The 16,622-nt window shown below is 68.4% G+C and carries 13 protein-coding genes and 5 pseudogenes; 6 read left to right on the top strand and 12 right to left on the bottom strand.

Features of this window, described 5'->3' with window-relative positions:
• Positions 1-35 precede the first annotated feature (35 nt).
• Positions 36-429: pseudogene (locus ACFU6I_RS35350) on the bottom strand (IS5 family transposase).
• Positions 380-796: a transposase gene (locus ACFU6I_RS35345; protein ID WP_384374497.1), complete on the bottom strand. Its 417-nt coding sequence runs from the start codon at positions 794-796 to the stop codon at positions 380-382. Before ACFU6I_RS35345 ends, ACFU6I_RS35350 begins: the two are co-directional and overlap by 50 nt.
• Positions 797-916: 120 nt before the next feature.
• On the opposite strand from ACFU6I_RS35345, the gene ACFU6I_RS35340 reads away from it, so the two are divergent.
• Positions 917-1,372, top strand: coding sequence for a DUF5946 family protein (locus ACFU6I_RS35340; protein WP_384374462.1), 456 nt, complete (start codon positions 917-919; stop codon positions 1,370-1,372).
• A 556-nt stretch (positions 1,373-1,928) separates the two neighbouring features.
• Here the strand turns inward: ACFU6I_RS35340 and hemC are convergent.
• Positions 1,929-2,864, bottom strand: a complete 936-nt coding sequence (gene hemC, locus ACFU6I_RS35335) for a hydroxymethylbilane synthase (protein ID WP_384374459.1) — start codon at positions 2,862-2,864, stop codon at positions 1,929-1,931.
• A 241-nt stretch (positions 2,865-3,105) separates the two neighbouring features.
• Here hemC and ACFU6I_RS35330 point away from each other — a divergent pair, with 241 nt between their 5' ends.
• A complete protein-coding gene (locus ACFU6I_RS35330) occupies positions 3,106-4,338 on the top strand; it encodes a GNAT family N-acetyltransferase (RefSeq protein WP_384374456.1) in 1,233 nt (410 codons plus the stop codon).
• Between the two features lie 196 nt (positions 4,339-4,534).
• On the opposite strand, the pseudogene ACFU6I_RS35325 reads toward ACFU6I_RS35330, so the two are convergent.
• The 3 genes and pseudogenes from ACFU6I_RS35325 to ACFU6I_RS35315 all read right to left on the bottom strand — a co-directional run.
• A pseudogene (locus ACFU6I_RS35325) lies at positions 4,535-4,840 on the bottom strand (aldehyde dehydrogenase family protein); the annotation flags it as partial.
• A gap of 37 nt (positions 4,841-4,877) precedes the next feature.
• Positions 4,878-5,897, bottom strand: a complete 1,020-nt coding sequence (locus ACFU6I_RS35320; RefSeq protein ID WP_384374453.1) for an alpha/beta hydrolase — start codon at positions 5,895-5,897, stop codon at positions 4,878-4,880.
• 148 nt (positions 5,898-6,045) lie between these two features.
• Complete coding sequence (locus ACFU6I_RS35315) at positions 6,046-7,272, bottom strand: radical SAM protein (protein WP_384374450.1); 1,227 nt, start codon at positions 7,270-7,272, stop codon at positions 6,046-6,048.
• 608 nt (positions 7,273-7,880) lie between these two features.
• Between ACFU6I_RS35315 and ACFU6I_RS35310 the strand changes: the two are divergent.
• Positions 7,881-8,035, top strand: a pseudogene (locus tag ACFU6I_RS35310) (GntR family transcriptional regulator); the annotation flags it as partial.
• Between the two features lie 263 nt (positions 8,036-8,298).
• Positions 8,299-8,619 carry a GYD domain-containing protein gene (locus tag ACFU6I_RS35305; RefSeq protein WP_384374447.1) on the top strand — a complete coding sequence of 107 codons (321 nt, stop codon included), beginning with the start codon at positions 8,299-8,301 and terminating at the stop codon, positions 8,617-8,619.
• 178 nt (positions 8,620-8,797) lie between these two features.
• Here the strand turns inward: ACFU6I_RS35305 and ACFU6I_RS35300 are convergent, their stop codons facing one another.
• Both ACFU6I_RS35300 and ACFU6I_RS35295 read right to left on the bottom strand, forming a co-directional pair.
• The gene (locus ACFU6I_RS35300; RefSeq protein WP_384374444.1) at positions 8,798-10,399 is read right to left on the bottom strand and encodes a TROVE domain-containing protein; all 1,602 of its coding nucleotides are present in this window, start codon (positions 10,397-10,399) and stop codon (positions 8,798-8,800) included.
• A gap of 427 nt (positions 10,400-10,826) precedes the next feature.
• Complete coding sequence (locus ACFU6I_RS35295) at positions 10,827-12,182, bottom strand: TerD family protein (RefSeq protein WP_384374441.1); 1,356 nt, start codon at positions 12,180-12,182, stop codon at positions 10,827-10,829.
• Positions 12,183-12,528: 346 nt separating this feature from the next.
• Between ACFU6I_RS35295 and ACFU6I_RS35290 the strand changes: the two genes are divergently transcribed.
• Positions 12,529-13,296, top strand: coding sequence for a hypothetical protein (locus tag ACFU6I_RS35290; RefSeq protein WP_384374438.1), 768 nt, complete (start codon positions 12,529-12,531; stop codon positions 13,294-13,296).
• 68 nt (positions 13,297-13,364) lie between these two features.
• On the opposite strand, the gene ACFU6I_RS35285 is transcribed toward ACFU6I_RS35290, so the two are convergent.
• The 4 genes and pseudogenes from ACFU6I_RS35285 to ACFU6I_RS35270 form a co-directional block, all read right to left on the bottom strand.
• A complete protein-coding gene (locus ACFU6I_RS35285; RefSeq protein ID WP_384374435.1) occupies positions 13,365-13,586 on the bottom strand; it encodes an amidohydrolase family protein in 222 nt (73 codons plus the stop codon).
• Positions 13,587-13,941: 355 nt separating this feature from the next.
• Positions 13,942-14,578 (bottom strand): annotated as a pseudogene (locus ACFU6I_RS35280) (alkaline phosphatase); the annotation flags it as partial.
• 193 nt (positions 14,579-14,771) lie between these two features.
• Positions 14,772-15,095: pseudogene (locus tag ACFU6I_RS35275) on the bottom strand (M48 family metalloprotease); the annotation flags it as partial.
• A gap of 131 nt (positions 15,096-15,226) precedes the next feature.
• Positions 15,227-15,652 (bottom strand): DUF6281 family protein, encoded by a 426-nt coding sequence (locus ACFU6I_RS35270; RefSeq protein ID WP_384374432.1) that lies wholly within the window; start codon positions 15,650-15,652, stop codon positions 15,227-15,229.
• A gap of 218 nt (positions 15,653-15,870) precedes the next feature.
• On the opposite strand from ACFU6I_RS35270, the gene ACFU6I_RS35265 reads away from it, so the two are divergent.
• Positions 15,871-16,335, top strand: coding sequence for a HEAT repeat domain-containing protein (locus ACFU6I_RS35265; protein WP_384374429.1), 465 nt, complete (start codon positions 15,871-15,873; stop codon positions 16,333-16,335).
• The last annotated feature ends 287 nt before the right edge of the window (positions 16,336-16,622 follow it).

Here is a 16,622-nt window from a genome sequence, read left to right as displayed (position 1 = left end):
TCGAGCCTGCGGCGCTGAGGTCCTAACTGATCGTTTCATAATGAGGTTCGGAGTCGTCTCAAGCAGATGATGCGGCAGGCGAGTTGGAGCAGGCCGAGATGGAGGTCGGCTCGTATCTCGTAGCGGATCCGGAGCCGCTTGAACTGGTGGAGCCATGCGCAGGTGCGCTCGACGACCCAGCGGGTCTTGCCCAAGGGCTGTGCCCTTGCGTGCGATCTTCGGTGTGATGCCGCGGGCCCGGAGGAGGCGGCGGTACTTGTCGTAGTCGTAGCCGCGGTCGGCAAACACCCGGCCCGGCCGGTGCCTCGGCCGGCCTCGCTTGCCGCGAATGCGGGGTATCGCGTCCAGCAAGGGCATCAGCTGAGTGACGTCGTGCCGGTTACCGCCGGTCAGCGAGATAGCCAAGGGGGTGCCGTGCCGGTCGACGATCAGGTGGTGCTTGCTGCCCGGACGTGCGTGGTCGACCCGCGAAGGTCCGGTGTGAGCCCCCCTTTGAGAGCCCGGACATGAGAGCCATCGACTGAGCCGCGTCGTTCATGTCCAGCAGACCCGCGGCCCGCAGCTCGGACAGCAGTACCTCGTGCAGCTGCGGCCAGACACCGGCCTCGGTCCAGTCCCGCAGACGGCGCCAGGCCGTCACACCACTGCAGCCAACCCGTTCAGCCGGAACGTCCCGCCAGCTCACGCCCTTGCACAGCACGTAAGCGATGCCCCGCAACGCAGCCCGGTCATCCGCCGGCAACCGCCCGGGATACCGAAGGCGCCGAGGTGGACGAGCAGGCAACAGCGGAGCCACGCGCTCCCACAGGTCATCAGGCACAAGTTCAGCAGACACCCAACAGATCCTGTCGACACATCACCCAACTGCCAAGGACCACAATAAAATTCATTCTGAAACGATCAGTAAGGAGGAGGCATGAAACCCTGCGCGGAGTGCGGAGTGTCCATGGACTCGCGAACCTGTGACGACCTGTTCCATGCCTTGCTCGCGTTGGACCACTCACGGCAGGCGCCATGGGGGCCGTTGCACGGCGTCTCAGTCTCTTGCTTCTTGTTCCAGCACCCCAGTCGGCTTCCCGCCGACGATGGTGCGATGGCTTGGGCGCTCCTGCACGCATATCTCGACGGCGGCCTCGACGCAGTGAACCAGCTTGTCGGCCAGGCTCGTCGTGGCAACTCCCATCGCGTGAAGAGCATGCCTTCACGAGTCGTCCGCGATGCGGAGCTGCCGCGCCGGGACGCGCCGCCGTCCCGTTTCTCCGTCACGATCGAAGATGTCGCTGTCGACGGGACGTTCCCCGCGGAAGAGTTCGTAGAACGCGTCAACGCCTGGGCTGCCGCGACGGTCGACGCATGGAGCCGCAGCACGTGACCGGAAGACCGTGGGCCCACCGAAGAGCAGGTCCACAGCATGTCTGAGCCGCTGAAAGTGAAATGTGTGATGTCGGTCAGCCGTCCACGACCGGGCCTGTGCCGGTGAGACAGCTGTCGACCAGGTCCGGGCGGTACTGGATCTGCTTGAGCCTGTGCTTGACGGACCGGTGTCGCCCTTCGACCTGCGCAGTCCGGAGACGGCATCTGGGACGGTCAAAGAGCCGGCTTGGTCGGCTTGGTTCAAGTCCTCCCACAGCGACGTCGTTCAAGTCCTCCCACAGCGACGTCCAAGGAAGGACGTGCAGGGCAACAGCCGACCCGGGGCCGACCGGCACCTGTCGCCCCAGGGTGCCGTGGGTCTCTTCGTGGACCTCGTCCACTCCGGCCGGTTCGCCTTCGGCAAGGCTGCCCCACAGCCCCTCAGGAGATGGGACCGCTTCCCGGCAGCCGCGCGGCCATGGGGTCGCTGCGTCCGGAGCGCGGCGCCAAACCCCGTACACGGTCTGCAACAGTGGTCTTGAGTCCGATGAGAGATCCGGTACTTCGGACGGGATTCAGTGCGCGATGCCGTCGATCAGCTCGCGTGCGCCCTGGCGCAGCAGGCTGACGGCGACGGAGGTGCCGAGGGTGGCGGGGTCGAGGGCGCCGGCCCATTCGTGGGCGTTGAGGACGGTCTTGCCATCGGGCGAGAAGACCTTGGCCCGTAGGGACAGTTCGCCGTTCCCTTCGACCCGTGCGTATCCGGCGATGGGGCTGTTGCAGTGGCCTTGCAGTACGTGGAGGAACATCCGCTCGGCGGTGGTCTCACGGTACGTGGCGGGGTGGCCGAGTGGGCTTACGGCGTCGATCAGGGCGGTGTCCCCTTCGCGACACTGCAGGGCCAGGATCCCGGCTCCGATCGGCGGGCACATCACCTCGGGTGACAGGATCTCGCTGATCACGTCGTTGCGGTCGATGCGTTCCAGTCCGGACACTGCCAGGAGCAGGGCGTCGGCCTCGCCTGCGGCGAGTTTCTCCAGGCGGCGGTTGGCATTGCCGCGCATCGGCACGCATTCCAGGTGCGGGTGGGACGCGGCCAGCTGAGCGATGCGACGCACGGAGGAGGTCCCGATCCGGGAGCCGGCCGGGAGCTGGTCGAGCTGCAGGCCGTCCGGGTGGATGAGGGCATCACGGATGTCGTCGCGTTCGAGGAAGGCGGCAAAGGTGGTCCCCGCAGGCAGGGGGCGGTCGGCCGGGATGTCCTTGACGCAGTGCACCGCGAGGTCCGCCTCCCCGGCCAACAGGGCCTGGTCGACTTCCTTGGTGAACGCGCCCTTGCCCTCGACCTGGGAGAGTTCACCCATCCATTTGTCGCCGGTCGTCCTGACGGGGACGACTTCGGTGTCAGTGGCGGGGTGGACAGCGGCCAGTTCGGCACGGACGCGCTCCACCTGAGCGAGGGCCATGGGCGAGTCACGGGACACGATGCGGATCAGCTCAGGGGCAGACATACCGCCCACGATAGCCCGTCGGATGTGGGTTCCGATAAGCGGTGATCTCGCGGATCTACTGGCCTTCGGCATGGCAGGCGAGGGATCACCCGTCGCTCATCGGCGTCCACCACGGGATGGCGGCCGCTGATGCGGCCGCGGGCCTGCCCGTAATTCGCTTGCCCTGGCCACGGGTCAACGCTGCACTGTGGCCAGACACCACGAGTTGTGGTGCCGGTATCCCGAGGAGGCAGCGGCAACAATGGAGATCCGTCCCACGACCGATGAGGATCTCGACGTCTTCGTCGATACCGTCCATGCCGCGTTCGGGCGCTTCCCGGAAACCCCAGTCGAGGGCGGCGGGCTCTGGTGGTCGGCGCTCGAGATGGACCGCTGCTTGCTCGCCCTGACGGCGGACGGGCGGCCCGTCGGCACCGCCGCTGCGCACTCCTTCGAGCTCACCCTGCCCGGTGAGACCCTCACCCCGGCTGCCGGGGTGACCGCCGTCGGCGTCCTGCCCTCACACCGGCGCCAGGGCGTGCTCAGCGCGATGATGCGGCATCAGCTCGCCGAGCTGCGGTCCCGCGGGGAGTTCCTTTCCGTGCTGCTGGCCTCTGAGGCCCCGATCTACGGCAGGTTCGGCTACGGACCGGCGACCTACACGGCGCGGCTGACGGTGCCGCGCCACGAGGCCGCCTTCGCCGTTCCCCGGGCGCGCGGAGTGGCCGACACACCAGCGACCGGCTCGGACAACGGCTCGGTCGAGGTGCTGCGTCGGGCCGAGTGCGGCAAGATTCTGGAAGAGGTCTACGACCGGTATCGCCGCGCCCAGCCCGGTGCGCTGTCCCGGCCGCACCGCTGGTGGGCCCTGCGCGCGGGACAGCCGCCGATCTCTCCGGCGCCGCGCTATGTCGCCGTTCACCGTGACGCCGACGGCGTCCCGGACGGGTACGCCAGCTACTCGATCGGCGAGCCCGAGACCTTGACGGTCGACGAGACCATCGCCACCGACGACGCTGTCTTCACGGCCCTGGCCCGGTTCGTACTCGGACACGACCTGGTCACCAAGGTCGTGTTCAAGCACCTCCCGCCCGAACACCCGCTGCGCTGGCAGCTTGCGGACTTCCGCGCCGGCCAGGTGAGCGACGACACCGACTGGCTCTGGGTACGACTGCTGGATGTCCCGCGTGCGCTGACGGCGCGCGGCTGGTTCACGGACGGCGAGCTCGTCCTCGACATCGACGACCCGTTCCTCGGCGAACACGGCCGCTACCTGCTGACCGTCCGGGACAGCAAGGCCGACTGCGTCCCGACGGACCGGGACCCCGACCTGTCCCTGGACATCAGCGACCTGGGCTCGGTCTACCTCGGCGGCACCGCCCCGAGCACGCTCGTGCGTGCCGGACACATCCGGGCCCACCGCCCGGGTGCGGCCACCCTCGCCGACGCCCTCTTCCGCGCCGACCGTTCCCCGCACTGCCTGCACTGGTTCTGACCGCGCTCGCAGACCCTGCACAAGTCGCGTTCGTCGGCTAGCCGCTGGCGATCACACAAGGTCACCAGTCGGTTGGACTCCTCAAAGTAGTGGTGACAGTTGAATACGAGAGCCCACCGGTGTCACACCCGCGATCCGCCACGACATCCTCGTGAAGCAGCCCCGCGGACGCGCGTATCCTCCGGCACAGCTGGACGATGCGGACGGCGTGGTCCTGGTCGTCGTAGGCGATGACGACCAGGACCGGGCCGACGATCTCCTCCTGCGCGATCCGCATGGTGTTGTCGACGTCGGCGAAGACGGTGGGCGTGACGTAGTTGCCCTTCTCCAGGCCCTCGGGGATCTGCGGACCGCCGGTGACCAGACGGACGCCCTCCTCGATGCCGACCTGGATGTAGTTGCGCACCCGCTCCCGCTGGTCGGGGCGGATCATCGGGCCGATGAAGGTGTCGGAGTCGTTGGGGTCGCCCCCCTTCAGCGACTCCACAAGCTCCCTCAGTGCGGCACGGCCTTCCCGCAGCGGCCGCGGAGGGGGCCGGTCAAGACGCCTGGCGGACCTCGCGGCTCAGCAGACGACAGAGCCAACGGAAGCGGGTCCGGCGGGCGTCCCGGGAAACCTCGGTGTGTGGCGCCAGTTGATCGAAGCCGTGGAACCCACCTGACCAGACGTGCAGTTCAGCGTCTCCGCCGGCCTGCCAGATGCGCGTCGCGTACTGGATGCATTCGTCGCGAAAGGTTTCTGCAGCACCGACGTCGATATAGGCGGGCGGCAACTGGGACAGGTCCGCTGCGCGGGCGGCCGCGGCGTAGCACGAGACCTGCGAGCTGTCCTTGTCCTTGCCGAGAAGAGCGGTCCAGCCCAGGTCGTTGGCGTGGCGGTCCCACACGCCCAGGCCGGTCATCTGGTGTGCCGAGGAGCTGTCGTTGTGGTCGTCGAGCATGGGGCACATCAGCAACTGGCCAAGGATGCCGGGACCCTTACGGTCGCGGGTCATAAGGGCCAAGGCAGCAGTGAGGCCCCCGCCGGCACTGCCGCCGACGGTGATGATGCGTTGGGGGTCCATGCCGAGTGTCCCGGCGTGTCGGGCGAGCCACACCAACCCGGCATAGCAGTCCTCGATCGCCGCTGGGTACGGGTGTTCAGGTGCCAGCCGATAGCCGACAGACACGACGGCCAGTTCAAGGGGCTCAGCCCACTCCTGGAGGATCGTCTGCATGCCGGTGCGGTTGAATCCGCCGATCATGCCTCCGCCATGCATGTGGTAGACAACTGGCGCCTGTTGGCGCAGGCCGGTGGGGCGTGCGACGAGGAGTGAGACGTCCGGTGCTCCGTCCGGGCCGGGCGCGAGGAATTGTTGTATCTCGAACCTGCCGTGGTCGCGCAGCTGATCGAGTGAAGGGTCTGCCGTTGCGAGTTGCGCACGCCACCGGGGGATGTCGTCAGCCGACAGCGGCGCGTTCTCGTGCGGGGGTCCCAGTTTCTCCAGAATGGGGTTCAGTTCCGGGTCGAAGGGCACGGGCGGGACCGCGTGCTCGCCTCGGTCACGATGGTTGTTCATACGTCCTCCAGGATTACGGGCGGGTATCACGGGTGCCGGGGCGGGGCATGGACCACCGACGGCCGTGGTGCTGTGCATGATGCGGACGGCCGACGCCGGGACGCAGGCGCGCGCCTCCGGTCGCCGTACCGATGCCCTGTTCCGCGCTTCAGCCGGTTGCCGTCCGACGGGACTCCGACCGGCCCGGCCGTCCGATCTGCAGTAGTCGGTCGACGGCGGGACCCATCGGCGGAAGACCGGTGAGGGGGCCGCCGGAAGGGGCGGAGGCGGCGTAGCGGGCGTGCAGTTGGCCGCAGGCGGCATCGATGGACGAGCCGAGCTGGCGTCGTCTGGTGGCGTGGATGCCACGTTCGCGCAAGCCTGTGACGAACTCACTGACATGTGTCTTCGATGGCGCCTGATAGGCGGGATGTGCTCCCAGGGCCTGGTTGTACCGAATCACGCTCACGTGGAAGAGTTCCGGCCGCGATCGCGACGCCACGAGTCGGGCGAGCTGATGCAAGTGGTCTTCGGTGTCGTTGACGCCGGCGATCAGCAGATACGCGAGGTAGATCTTGCGGCGTGCCGTGCCCGCGTGCTCATCCAGAATCGCCAGGTTCTCGGCGAGGGGGAATCTCTTCTCCAGCGGAATCAGTTGCGCACGTTCGTCCGTGAACGGTGAATGCACGGACAGCGTGATCGTGACCTGTGGGTACTCCTTGGTGAGCCTCGACAGATTGGGCGCGAAGCCCACAGTGGAAACAGTGATACGGCGTTGCGACAGTTCCCCGTAACCAGTTCCCGAAAGCAGGCACAGAGCATCGAAAACATGCGGGTTGGCCAGTGCCTCGCCCATGCCCATGAACGCCACGCTCTCCGGCAGGGATCTGTCCGGAAGCCGCCAATACGGATGCATGACCTGCGCGTAGATCTCGTCGGCCGTCAGGTTCCTGGCGAGGCCGACGGCGGCCGTGGCGCAGAAAGTGCAGCCCAATCCGCATCCGGCCTGTGACGAGACACAGAGAGAAGTCCATCCGGCCCTGTAGCGGGAGAGAACGGTCTCGAAACGGGTTCCCGGATCCGACTCGAAGACGACCTTTTCGACCTGGTCCTCTGCTTGTCGGGCGACGGGCACGATGGGAAGCATGCGAGGCCCGAACTTCTCGGTGAGTCCCGCCCTGATTTCGGCGGGCAACTCGCGAACGGTGTCGAAGGTCTCGGCTTCCGCGCGACGAAGGGCGCTCACGAACTGCCGGTAGCGGAAATCGGGCGCGCCCATCGATTCGAGATGCTCCCGGATACGCGCGAGTCGGGTACCGGGGGGAGGGTTGGCGAGTGCAACGCGAGACCGTCGATCACGGTCACTCGATTTGTTCGCATGGTGCTGGTTCGTCATGAGGTGATGCTCACAATCTTCCACGTGATCTCTCTCCCGGCGGACCGGGCATGGTGCTGCCGAGAGACAGTCCTCGAAAGGAATGGGCGCCGTCCGACGTACGACGACGGGAACACAGGACGGAACCGCACAGGACGGAATCGCACAGGGCCGACTGCACATTGCATTCCTCGAACGACGTCAACCGTGCCGGTCCGATTCCGGACCGGAAGAATCACGGCTTGAACAAAATGTCGACGTCGCCGAAGGAGTCAGTGCATGCTGTGAACGCGCCACGAGGGAGGCTGATTCGGGGTACTCCGGCAAGGGCGGCAAAAAGGAATGTGAGGCGCGCTGGCCAAAGGTGTGCCAGGGTATGCACTTCAAAGCGCGGAAGTGTGTAACCGTGCGCGTAATCCACATCCAGGCCATTGCGGACCGGAGTCAGTGGCACAAGCCGATAGCGTCATCGACGCCCGGCGGCTACGGTCTGTCAACCTCAATAAGCATGCCGGTACTTTACCACGAAAGAAATCTTGGTCCAGCGAATAACCCTGGGGCTCCACGGTCGGCCCTTGCGCACCAAGTCCGTGCCCCACGTCGCAGCACGGTGATCAGCTTGACGAACCGACGAGGCGTCACTGCTCGGAATCCAGAAGGCCGCGCTCGTCACGCGCATCCGCGGACGTACTACAGCGACGATCGGCGCCCCGTGGAGACGGCGGACATCGTCGTGCCCGCCGCCCTGTGCGAGATCGTCTACGAGATCCCCATCAAGCGGTAGCTCGCCTCGGTCCGCAGGTCCGGCCAGCCGTCCCGGTTGGAGTAGCTCTCGAACCTCTCCTGGTCTCTTCGCCGCTGCTTGACTGACCGTCGCTTGACACCCCACCAAGCAGCAGACAGAGCCACCACTCCAGTTGTTGATGCCGCGGCCGGCAGAAAAGCTCAGGTTCCAACGAGTGAATCCAGCCGTTCCGCGCGTAGCGGACGATGTGACAGCGGGAAGACCATTCCACACCGGACAAGCGATGGGCGGGAAGCATCCCTATGCCGAAGTTCCTCATCCAGGCCACCTACACGCCCGAGGGCACCAAGGGTTTGCTCAAGGAAGGCGCGAGTGGCCGTCGTGCCGCCGTCGACCATGTCGTCACCGAACTCGGCGGGGAGGTCGAGGCCATGTACTTCACCTTCGGGGAGGACGACATCGTGCTCATCGTCGACTTCCCCGACCCGGTCTCCATGGCCGCCGTCAGCCTCACCGTCAAGGCCAGCGGAGCCCTCCGCACCCGGGCCACCCCTCTCCTCACCCTCGCCGAGATCGACGAGGCCGCCCGTCGGCAAGTCGCCTTCCGGTCCCCCGGCACATAAGCCTCGGAGCCTGGGCCCCTTGGCCCCTGAACCCGGAACCGACCGTGCCCCTACCGCCGTCCGAAACCGACCAGGCAGTGTCGCCTGACATCAACGGCTGACATCAACGGCGCCGGACGCCGGCAACTTCGGAAGATCGCCGCTGCGTCAAATCTCAGGCTGGGCCGTGTCGTTCGGATCAGGCCAGCTCAACGGTCCACGGCCAAGCGGCCTCGCGGCCGGCCTCGATGAGCCCGACCATCCGGAACGCGGCGTCCGTGAGACCGCCGAAGGTGTGCCGGTGGGGGCCCGTGGGGCCGTGGGCGGGCCGGTACCCCGCCAGGTTCCACGTGTAGACCGGAGTGTCGGCCGGGACCGGTTCGGCCGGCCCGCCGGCGCCATAGGGGGCGGCCTGCTCGTCGGTGACGATCAGGACCCGGTCGTGCTCCCGGTAATGGGTCCGCACTGCCTTCGTGGTGTGGGTGCCGCCGAGACTGTGGAACCGTTTCAGCACTTCGAGCACCGGCTCGCCCGGCTCGAACGGCACCTCTGCGCTGCGCCAGCCGAACTCCACCAGATCCGCCTGCTCGGCGCGCATGGCCAGCGCAGTACCGAACACAGCCGCCGCGTCCGCCCGAGTCAGCTTGGACCGCTCGGAGACGGTGTCCCAGAACATGGAGTCGGACCGGTCCACCAGGATCAGAGTCCGGCCGGGCAAGGGCGGTACGTTGGCCAGGGAGTGGCCCAGCGCCCGTTCCAGCGCGGCCGCCCAGCGCTGCGACGGCGCGTGCTGGTGGGCGGCCAGGTAGCGGAAGGGGAACTGCCGGGACCGGGCGACCTCGGAGGCGTCCGAGAGCCGTGCGGCGACCTGGGTCGCGACTGCGTCGGAGACCCCTGCCTCGTCGAAGTTCCGCAGGTTCCGCAGGAGCGCCATCGGCGCCATCGTGGAGATCACGGCTTCCCAGACGGCGGCGTCCATCGGTCCGTGGAGCCAGCCCGCCAGGGCCTCCCACGTCATGCCGGCCGCGGCCAGCCGCTCGGCGCCGCCCGGCCCGGTCACCACCGCCCGCCGCTCGTCCGCAACCGACTCCATCAGCGCCCGGTGGGCCGTCAGCAGGCGGTCGGAGGCCGGCGGAACTGCCTGCTCTGGATGGTGGCGGCGGTCCAGGGCGTACCGGAAGAGCGCGCCCTGCCAGGGCTTGTCCGGGTCGGGGGAGGCGTGCACCAGGTTGAGCACATCACCGAAGCGGAAGCCCTTGGAAGCGGTGTCGTACTTGAGCAGGGACCGGGACGTGTACAGCCGGCGTACGCCGTCGGCGATGCCCCGCTTCACCGGCTGCGGCACGTTCCGCCCGTACTCCGAGATCCAGTGGGCGAGCAACTCGCCGGGCTCGTCGGCGCGCTGGAGCACCGAGTCGATCACGGACCGGTTGGACGGGCCTCCGGACGCCCCGGCCTCGAGCCGGGCCCGCACGTACGCGGCGGCGCCCACCAGGGACGCCGTGCGCATGTTGCCCTCGCTGCGAAGCCAGCGCAGCAGGCCGGCCGTCCACACGGGGTCCTGGACAGCGAGTTCACCGACGAGACGGGCGTACCGGGCGTCCCGCTCCTCACCGCTCTCGTAAAAGGCCCGCTGGGAGACGAAGTTGCCGACCGCAAGGAGGAAGAGCTCCTCGCGGGGCTCCCGGACGAAGGCCGGGCCGCCCTCATAGGTGCGGAAGTCCGGCCTGGCTGGCCCGTGATGGAGCTGTGGTGCGGGCAGGGAGCGGGCGGCCGCCGAGACGTGCGGGGCCACGAGCATCTCGGACCAGATCTTGGAGACGCGTCGGGTGTAACGAGTCAGCGAATCCCCCCGGATTCAAAGGATTGGACGGCCCCGGCCAAGAGGTCCGACGGGGCGAAGACGCCCGCGCCTGCCGAGATCAAAGGGGCGGCGGCGTCACTTGGTTGTCAGAAGGAAGTAGCCGCAGCCGAGCGCATCGGAGGCGCGGTCGCGATGCCAACCTACAAGGGCCACCCGGCCACGCACCAACGATTAACGCGGGCCGGTTCTCGGACTCCGACACGGGCGCCGTTGGGCCCGGGGAGGGAGGGTCTTGCGGGGCGCACAAGCAGGGTCGGTGTCAGCCCGCGAATGGCTCGCCCACAGGGACTCCCCGTGTGAGCCCCGGCGACGCTCTGCCCCTTCCTGACACACTCCGGAAGCAGTGGGACCGGTCCCCTCACGTTCAGTGAGGGGACTCTCCACGCCGTTGCCGCCCTGCCCCTGGGGACGGCTCGTGGAGGGGCAGCGGGTCGACGGTGAGCTCCCACTGGTGCCGGCTCTTGTCGATCACGAGTAGGAGGGGACCGTCCGGGATCCGGACTTTCTCCTTGACCCGACGACCGTTCCAGGCGTGGACGAGCTCCTCGGCGGGGCGTCTCAGCTCGCCGGGGGTGTCGCCCTTGTGGTGGTTCAGCTGGAACCACCCGCTGTGGCGGTCCGTTGCCCGGACCTTCAGATCGGCCGCGGCGCCCGTGTGGATGAAGACCTCGCGGCCGCTTCCCTGGACCGTCCCGGTGCCGATCTGGCGCGCCGCCGTCAGGGGCAGGACGGTGAGCTCCCACTTCCCGGAGTGTCGCACCTTCATCTTCACCGGGCCGCCCTTGCGTGGCGGTACGAGCAGGGCGCGACCGTAGAAGTCGGGCAGGTCGTTGCAGAAGACGTCGTCGGAGCGGCCGGGGATCTGGACCTGGAGGAAGTGGTAGTCCTCGACCCGCGCCTCCAGGATCACCGGTTCCGAGTCCGGCGGGAACGGCAGGTCCACGATGACCGTCTTCTCGCCCTTGCCGCTGTAGACGCGCGGCTCGAAGTCGAACAGGCCGACTCCCCAGGAGGGGATGCCGGCCGGGCTGACGACGGCGGGTGGGCCGGCAACGGGTGAAGACGGCACCGGCACGGCCGAATTGGACAGAGGAGGGGCCGCCACGACGGCCGCCGCCACAGACGTCGAGCCCGTCTTGGCCACGCCCTTCAGCGGCACCGGTCCGGACGCCGGCGGAGCGACCGGCACCGCAGGCTCCGCCACCACGACCCCGAAGTCCGTCGCCAGCCCCGCCAGCCCCGAGTCGTAGCCCTGCCCCACCGCGCGGAACTTCCACGCCCCGTCACGTCGGTAGAACTCCCCGAGCACGAAGGCCGTCTCGCTGGAGGCGTCTGCCACGTCGTAGTGCGTCACCACCGCGCCGTCGACCGATACCACCTGCGCGTACAGGCCGGGGACCTGCCCGAACACCCCGCCGTCGCAGAACCCGGCGATCAGCACCCGCTGGACGGCCGGTTCGATCCGCAGCAGGTCCAGTTCCAACCACTCGGCGAGTTGCCCGCCACCTTCACCGGTACCCACGTGCCGCACAGCGCCGGACGGATGCTCGGGCCGGCCGCGGAAGACGATGTCGGCGTCGCCGCGCACCGTGCCGGTCGCGTCGAGCAGCAGGGCGGCGGCATCCACGGCCGGCACCCCCGGCACCCGGTGTCGTCCCACGACGATCCGCAGTGGGCTGGCCGGGACAGGGACGTTGGCGCCCTTGGTGATGTGCGTCATGCGGCACATGGTGGCAGTGGAGACGGTGTGAAGAAAAGATCTCCGGCGCGGAGCCGAACGTTCCGTCATGGACCGGCGTCATAGGGAAACAAGGCGAGGTCGTCGCGGCCATCCACCGGGAGGCCAAGCTGCCTGAAGAGCTCGAACTCCACAGCCTCCGGCGCTCCTTCGTGGTCGTAGCCACGGTCGCCCAGAACCGCATCCGCGATGCACAAGGCGTGGGGCTGGGCGGGCCGTACACCGGCTGAGTCCGATCCGCACGGGTGACGTATCCTCACGCCACCTGCCGAGTCTGCGGCCGGGGGGATTCACACGGCCGGGGCCGGCTCGACACATTGGGGATTCATTGCGCGCAACATCCATCGGCGCCGTACTCACCGGCGCCCTGATCCTTTCCGCCTCCGCTGTCACCGCTCCGGCCGCGTACGCCGCGGAGACCGGAGTGGTGATCCACAAGGTGTCCGTGAACGGCGGCAAGCCCATCGTCCTCGGCACCTCCCAGACCGAGTCGTTCACCATCTCGGTGACGGCTTCGGACGACTCGGGGATCAGCAGCAAGCTCGCGTTCCTCCAGATCAAGCGCGAGGTCGGGGACAACTACTGGTCGTACCACGGCACGCCGACGTGCACTGCGAGCAGCGCCACCACCTCCACCTGCAAGCTCGCCTTCAAGCTCGACTCGGGCTGGGGCGTGCCCCGCAACGCCCTCGCGGGGCCGTGGAAGGTGGTCGTGCAGCTCCAGTCCAAGGACGGCGATCTCTACAACAACGGCGGCGACATCACCCACCCGGTCCTGCGCCGCGGCAAGCTCAGCGTCGACGCCGGGCCCGAGCCGGTGGCCAAGGGCAGGTCGCTCAAGGTCACGGGCAAGCTGACCCGCGCCAACTGGGACAAGCGCACCTACGCGGGCTACACCAACCAGCCCGTGAAGCTGCAGTTCCGCAAGGCGGGCACCAGCACCTACACGACCGTCAAGACGGTCAACACCAACTCGACGGGCAACCTGTCGACGACGGTCACGGCCTCGGCCGACGGCTACTGGCGCTGGTCCTTCGCGGGCACCTCCACCACGTCGGCGGTCAACGCCACGGGCGACTACGTCGACGTGCGCTGACAACCCGGCACCGGCCGGTCCGCTCGGCCCACCCCGGGCCGGGCGGACCGGCCGAGCCATCCTGCGTCTCACGCGTAGCTGGTCACGCCGAGCCGGGCGAGCGTGGCGAGGGTCGACCTGATCGCGTCGGTCCGCTCCTGCCGGCTGAGCGGTGGCAGCGCGTTCTGGACGAGGACCTGGGCCCCCTCGTGGAGCAGCCCGGTCGGCTCCCCGGCTTCGTCCACGACGATGGCCCCGCCGGGCGGCGCGACGGTGTGCCGGTCGATCCCGATGAGCCGCACCTCGGTCATCCCACCGATACACGCTCCCGTAGCGGCAGGATGACGCCTCGTGCTCGGGATCGTGTCGGGCTTCGGGAGGGCATGGGGCGAATCGCGGTTGGGTCACCCGGGCGCAGAGGTAGGCCGTGACGCCGATTGGCGCTCCACCGTCCGGGTCGAGACGGCCAGGCCCGAACTGACATCACGATGCCGAACCACCACCGACAATGACCCGCAGATCATCACGAGGGCACCCGCTGAGCCGGTCGCCACCTTCCCTGTGGGCCCGCCACGGGGCCACGGCGCCGACCGGTGACGACTGAAGGGGAGCCCGGTGGCCGGGCTCCCCCTCTCCTCGGTTCAGCGCTCAGCGCGTTGACCGCGTTCAGCGCAGGCGGAGCGCCTCGCTGATCGTCGTGAAGAGGTCGGTCTGGTTGGTGACTCCGAGGACGCGGTACGCCTGCGGGCCCTGCGCGGCGATGCGGGACCTGGGTGCCGGTGTGCTCCTGGGACTGGCCCGGGGTGTTGGTCGAGTAGTTGACCTTCAGTTGCTGGCCCTCGTTGGTGACCAGGGTGGAGGACAGGCCGGGCGGGGTGGCCTCCAGCGGGACGATCTGGCTGGTGTGGCCGTGGTCGGCGGTGGTGACGACGAGGGTGTCGGGGTGCTTGGCCGCGTAGTCGCGGGCGAGCTTCACCGCGCGGTCGAAGGCGGCCGTCTCGCCGATCTGGCCGCAGGGGTCGGCGGCGTGGTCCTGCTTGTCGATCGAGGCGCCCTCGATCTGGAGGAAGAAGCCCTGCTTGGAGTGCTTCTGCTTGGCCTCGAGGAGCTGGATGGCCTTGGTGGCGGAGTCCGCGAGGCTCGGGGTGCTCGCCGGGCGGTTCGGGTTGGTGGTGGCGCAGCGCTGCGGGTCGGTGCCGCCGACCGCGGCGGGCTTGCCGGCCCACTCGACCGGCACGTTGCCGGACGCGAAGAGGCCGAGCACGGGCTGACCGGGCTTCACGCCCTGCAGGCCCGCGTTGTCGCAGGGCGGGGCGATGCCTGTGGGTGATCAGGGCGGCTCGGGCGATGGCGCGGGCCGTGATGGCGCGGGCCGTGATGGCGTGGTCGCCGACGCTTCGGGCCGCCGATTCGTCGCCCCAGCGTTCGACGAGAAACGACACGGTGGCGCCGACCGGGGCGAGCAGGGGGTTGGCAGCCGTGGCGAGGGCCACGGCCGTGCAGATCGGGGCGTGCCGATGATTCAGGTGGGCGCGTTCGTGGGCGAGCAGGACGCGTCGTTCGGCGGGTTGGAGCGCGGTGAGCACGGCGGAGGTGGCCAGGATCCGGCCGGAGGCTCGCCGGGTCGCGGCGATGGCGAAGGCCTGCGGCAAGGAGGATGCGGCGACGATCAGTTCAGTGTCCTCTGGGCCCTCGCACAGGCAGCGCAGGACCCGGCGTGCGGCGACCTCAGTGCGTACGGTCCGGAACAGGCGGTACGCGAGGACGGCGAGGGTGAGCAGCGCGATGACACCGATGGCCTCGGGAACCGGTTCCGGCATGCTCCGCCCGTCCTCGTGCGCCTCGGCGGCCACGAAAGGCGCCGCGCCCGCTCCACAGGAGTGCGGGCCGACGACAGACGGGATGGAAGCCAGAGAGGGTGGTGGGTTGAGGCCTATGCCTTAAGCCGTTGTCAATGCCGGATCAGGGCCTCGACCTCCGGAGGCAGGCTGTCACCGGGCCTCTGGACGGCGACCAGCGTGACGTCGTCCGGGGTGCTCCCCACCGCGATGGCGATATGTGGATCCACGCCGTCGACAGCGTAAGCCGTGGTCGGTTCGCGCAGTTCCGGATCACCGTCGTTCGGTGTGTCATTGCAGGGCGGGAACTCGGCGGGACCGAGTCTGTTGCCTACGGTGAAGTCGATGCGTCCGGACACATCCGTATAGGTACGGCCCTCGTACGTGGCTATGAAGGCGCATGACCCGTTGGCCTGGCCCTCCGTCGTACAGGCGGCCGTCAGCGCAACCCCGACCATGACCATCACCAAGGACAACGGCAGCAACCGCGACCGCGCCGACCTGTCGGCTTCACGTAGGAGTGAAAGTGCGACCCGCATCAGTGGGGCTCCTTCCGGAGCGTGCGCGCTCCGTCTCACCGAGTACCGCGGAAACCCATGGGGAGCTCGGGCCCCATGCGCGTCTTCCGATCGATTCATGACCTTGACGGAGCGGGGAGCGAAGGGGTTCCCTCCGCTTTCGGTGACTCGCCCTTCCGTCAGCCCCGAGCAACCGCTTCGACCGGTAGCGTCCCTTCCAGAGGCGTGAAGCGACCGGAATGACTGTCGCTGACCGATCCGGCGAGAGTTACGGATCGGAGGGTTCCACAAGATGGGTGCGGTCGCTCCGGCTGCACCGGGACGCCATGGAGCGCCGGGACGCCGACGACCTGGAGATGGCGTTGATCGTCCATGGCTCCGCCGACGCCTCGGTCGAGGAGTTCCTGGAGCTGTTGATCGAGCTGTTCCCTGCGGAATGGCACAGGGAGCACGAGGACATCGTGTCCATGCTGGGCACGCTCCGCTCGCCCAAGACGGTGCCGACGCTGGTCGAGGCGACTCGCTGGGTTCCCGAGCACCTGGACTTCGACGAGTTCCGGGCGCTCGCGGTGAAGGCGATCTGGGCGCTCAGCGGCATCCCCGGCGAGGAGGCCCGGGACGCTCTCAAGGGCCTGCGCGACGCCGAGAACGAGATCATCCGTGAGAACGCGGTGAAGCAACTCGCACGCCGTGGCGAGCTCTGACCGCGGAGTCGTAGCCGTTCATCCGGAACGCCCGGGGTGCTGCCTCGGGCGTAAGCGCAGGTCAGTGCATCGTCAGTTACTCCCGCTGCCGGTCTTGAAACCCGTTCCCGTCGTGCACAGCCTCCTCGCACGACCTTAAGGCAGGGGCCTCTCGCTTAGGCGCTAAGGGCTGTCCCGTAATCCCTGGCGGAACAGCGCGCGGCGTCGGATGCGGTGCATCGCAAGGCGGAGGAGCGTCCTCATACTGGGCGTATTCGGGCGTTCCGACAACGCAGCGAGGTGCCGTA

Source organism: Streptomyces sp. NPDC057486, from assembly GCF_042802415.1.
Classification (GTDB): domain Bacteria; phylum Actinomycetota; class Actinomycetes; order Streptomycetales; family Streptomycetaceae; genus Streptomyces; species Streptomyces yanii.
Note: the sequence above shows the minus strand (reverse complement) of the source record. Positions and strands in the feature narration are given on the sequence as shown.

Coding starts and splice junctions, on each gene's coding strand:
- ACFU6I_RS35300 (WP_384374444.1), bottom strand. CDS start 10,399: ATGCTCGTGGCCCCGCACGTCTCGGCGGCCGCCCGCTCCCTGCCCGCA.
- ACFU6I_RS35330 (WP_384374456.1), top strand. CDS start 3,106: ATGGAGATCCGTCCCACGACCGATGAGGATCTCGACGTCTTCGTCGAT.
- ACFU6I_RS35295 (WP_384374441.1), bottom strand. CDS start 12,182: ATGACGCACATCACCAAGGGCGCCAACGTCCCTGTCCCGGCCAGCCCA.
- ACFU6I_RS35270 (WP_384374432.1), bottom strand. CDS start 15,652: ATGCGGGTCGCACTTTCACTCCTACGTGAAGCCGACAGGTCGGCGCGG.
- ACFU6I_RS35305 (WP_384374447.1), top strand. CDS start 8,299: ATGCCGAAGTTCCTCATCCAGGCCACCTACACGCCCGAGGGCACCAAG.
- ACFU6I_RS35340 (WP_384374462.1), top strand. CDS start 917: ATGAAACCCTGCGCGGAGTGCGGAGTGTCCATGGACTCGCGAACCTGT.
- ACFU6I_RS35315 (WP_384374450.1), bottom strand. CDS start 7,272: ATGACGAACCAGCACCATGCGAACAAATCGAGTGACCGTGATCGACGG.
- hemC (WP_384374459.1), bottom strand. CDS start 2,864: ATGTCTGCCCCTGAGCTGATCCGCATCGTGTCCCGTGACTCGCCCATG.
- ACFU6I_RS35320 (WP_384374453.1), bottom strand. CDS start 5,897: ATGAACAACCATCGTGACCGAGGCGAGCACGCGGTCCCGCCCGTGCCC.
- ACFU6I_RS35265 (WP_384374429.1), top strand. CDS start 15,871: ATGACTGTCGCTGACCGATCCGGCGAGAGTTACGGATCGGAGGGTTCC.
- ACFU6I_RS35285 (WP_384374435.1), bottom strand. CDS start 13,586: ATGACCGAGGTGCGGCTCATCGGGATCGACCGGCACACCGTCGCGCCG.